This window comes from Aeromonas sp. QDB14 (genome assembly GCF_027707845.1).
Classification (GTDB): domain Bacteria; phylum Pseudomonadota; class Gammaproteobacteria; order Enterobacterales; family Aeromonadaceae; genus Aeromonas; species Aeromonas caviae.
On sequence record NZ_JAPCJD010000148.1, the window covers coordinates 1 to 3,321 of the forward strand.

2 protein-coding genes are annotated in these 3,321 nt (G+C 43.1%); both read left to right on the forward strand.

The window, feature by feature from the left end; translation table 11 throughout:
• Positions 1-297 (forward strand): transposase (locus PG887_RS21960; RefSeq protein ID WP_270822913.1); only part of this gene is annotated, 297 nt, incomplete at its 5' end.
• A gap of 349 nt (positions 298-646) precedes the next feature.
• The gene (locus tag PG887_RS21965) at positions 647-2,905 is read left to right on the forward strand and encodes a nitric-oxide reductase large subunit (RefSeq protein ID WP_270822914.1); all 2,259 of its coding nucleotides are present in this window, start codon (positions 647-649) and stop codon (positions 2,903-2,905) included.
• Positions 2,906-3,321 lie beyond the last annotated feature (416 nt).

Genomic DNA, 3,321 nt, shown 5'->3' on the forward strand with positions numbered 1-3,321 from the left:
TCGCCAGCCAGTGAATTGAGTGGTATCAACGGGTTGGGGAACGGCCATCCAGCGACGGATTTGATCAACAACGCCCATCCACGCAAGAACAAAACGGCCATCAACATCGAATACATGAAAGCCAGCATCCGGGCCAAGGTGGAGCACCCATTTCGCATCATCAAGCGACAGTTCGGCTTCGTGAAAGCCAGATACAAGGGGTTGCTGAAAAACGATAACCAACTGGCGATGTTATTCACGCTGGCCAACCTGTTTCGGGCGGACCAAATGATACGTCAGTGGGAGAGATCTCACTAAAAACTGGGAATAACGCCTTAAATGGCGAAGAAACGGTCTAAATAGGCTGATTCAAGGCATTTACGGGAGAAAAGATCGGCTCAAACTGAAAAAATGAAATGACTGAGTCAGCCGAGAAGAATTTCCCCGCTTATTCGCACCTTCCTTAGAATACCACCTATGGGCAGTTGATCTCTCGCCACCTACTCAACCATGAGTGGTGCACTTATTATCTGAATTTGCGGTTAAAAACTGGCCTAACTCTTGTATTGCTGCTAGAGTATTAGATAGCTATCTAATGCATTGTTACAATAATAATAGGAGTTTTAAATGGCTTGTTGGCGCTTTATTAGTAGTTTTTGGAGGGGTTATGGCTGGATATCGTAAACTCTGGTGGGTATTAATCACCGTTTTAGCAATTACCTTTGGTGTGCTGGGTTATTTTGGTGCAGAAGTTTACCGCTCTGCTCCACCTATTCCGGTGAAAGTAGTTAACCAAGACGGTAAGGTGTTAATGACCAATGAAAGTATTTTAGATGGTCAAACTGCCTGGCAATCTGTCGGGGGTATGCAGCTAGGCTCTATTTGGGGTCATGGTGCTTACCAAGCACCAGATTGGACTGCAGATTGGTTACATCGTGAATTACTGGCTTGGTTAGAGCTTGCCGCTCAAGATCAATATAACAAAGCTTATGACAGTTTAACGCCAGCTGAGCAAAATGGCTTACAGTTTGCGTTAAAAGAAGCTTATCGTACTAACACTTATGATAAAGCCACTGACACCCTAGTGCTGTCAAGTCGCCGTATACAGGCCATTGCAACAACTGCTGATCACTATATTAAATTATTTGGTAATGATCCGTCGTTAAGCGAAACCCGTGCTAACTATGCAATGAAAAACAACACCCTGCCTTCACTAGAGCGCAGAGAGCAAATGGTACAGTTTTTCTTCTGGACGGCTTGGGCTGCTTCAACTGAGCGTACTCCAGATGCAGCCACTTATACCAACAACTGGCCCCATGAGCCGTTAATTGATAATAAGCCTACAGCTGAAAATTTAATTTGGTCTTTAATTAGTATTATTTTATTAATTGCTGGTGTTGGAGCCTTGGTTTGGGCTTGGGCATTCTTACGCAAACACGATGACGAAGAGCCGGTGTCACCAAAGTTCGATCCTATAGCTAACCTTAAACTTACCCCCTCACAAAAATCGTTGGGCAAGTATATTGTAGTGGTAGTTGCACTATTTACCCTGCAAGTGTTCTTAGGTGGCTTTACTGCTCACTATACCATTGAAGGTGATGGTTTCTATGGTTTAAATACAACCGAATGGCTACCCTACAGCCTAGCCCGTACATGGCACTTACAAGCGGCTATGTTCTGGATTGCGACGGGATTTTTAGCCGCAGGTTTATTTTTAGCACCTATTATTAATGGCGGTAAAGATCCTAAGTTCCAAAAGCTTGGCGTAGATATTTTATTCTGGGCCTTAGTGGTTTTAGTGGCAGGTTCATTCGCCGGTAACTACTTTGCCATTATGCAAATTATGCCGCATGAATATAGCTTCTGGTTTGGCCATCAAGGTTATGAATACATTGATATTGGTCGCTTTTGGCAAATCATTAAATACATCGGCATTTTATTCTGGTTAGTGCTTATGCTACGCGCCATAGTGCCCGCCTTTAAAGCCCCAGGTGATAAAAACTTATTGGCTTTATTTGGTGCTTCGGTTATCTGTGTTGGTTTGTTCTATGGCGCCGGTTTATTCTACGGCGAACGGACTAACTTATCGGTAATGGAATACTGGCGCTGGTGGGTAGTTCATTTATGGGTAGAAGGCTTCTTTGAAGTGTTTGCTACTGTATCTTTAGCCTTTATTTTCCATAGTATGGGCTTAGTGTCACGCACTATGGCAACTAGTGCTAGCTTAGCCTCGGCATCCTTATTTATGCTAGGCGGTGTTCCTGGTACTTTCCACCACTTATATTTCTCGGGTACCACTACCCCGGTTATGGCCGTTGGGGCAACTTTTAGTGCCTTAGAAGTAGTGCCTTTAGTGGTATTAGGTTATGAAGCCTTTGAACAGTGGCGGATGAAAAACCGTGCGCCTTGGATGGCAGATTTAAAATGGCCATTAATGTTCTTTGTTGCCGTGTCATTTTGGAATTTGTTAGGCGCTGGCGTGTTTGGCTTTATGATTAACCCACCTATAGCGCTGTATTATATTCAAGGCTTAAACACCACGCCAACTCATGCTCATGCCGCATTATTTGGTGTTTATGGCTTCTTAGCCTTAGGCTTCTGTTTATTAATATTGCGCTACATTCGGCCACAGTTGCAGTTTGACGAAAAGCTAATGAAGACCGCATTCTGGTGGTTAAACGTGGGCTTAGTATTAATGCTATTCACTAGTTTATTACCAATAGGCTTTATCCAGTTTTATGCTAGTGCCACAGAAGGCTTATGGTATGCACGAAGTGAAGCCTTTATGCAAAGTGATTTACTGCATACACTACGTTGGATCCGCACTATAGGTGACGTGGTCTTTATCATAGGTGCCTTAGCGGTAAGCTGGCAAATTGTTAAAGGGGTGTTTGACACTAAAGCAGCTAAGCAAATTAGCAGCTAAGTTAAACAAACTAATAAAAAGCACTACAGCTTTGCTGTGGTGCTTTTTTCGCTTTAGTTCGAACTGAATTTAGTTGTTCTATGCTTAATCGTTATTCAGCGCTTAACCGATAATCTACCTATTAATGGTTGCATCGCTCCCCCCAAGATGGTCAATGTAAACCACAAATAGGTTTGATAAACTAAACAAAATAGTGATAGAGCTTGTTAAATATGAATATTGAATCTTATGCCGACTTAATCCGCGAAGCAAACGCTCAGACTGAGCCACAACGCTTAATGTTTGTGTTCGCCAAAGCAGAATTACCTAAAGGCTACACTGAAGAGCAACAGCAAAGGTTCCCCCGGTGTCAGAATAGTTGTCGCCTAATCTGAATAATCTAAATGTGAAGACCGGGGGCGGATAAAGAGTGTCGA

Bases quoted from the DNA above. Each gene is read 5' to 3' on its own strand.
- PG887_RS21965 (WP_270822914.1), top strand. From the start codon at position 647: ATGGCTGGATATCGTAAACTCTGGTGGGTATTAATCACCGTTTTAGCA.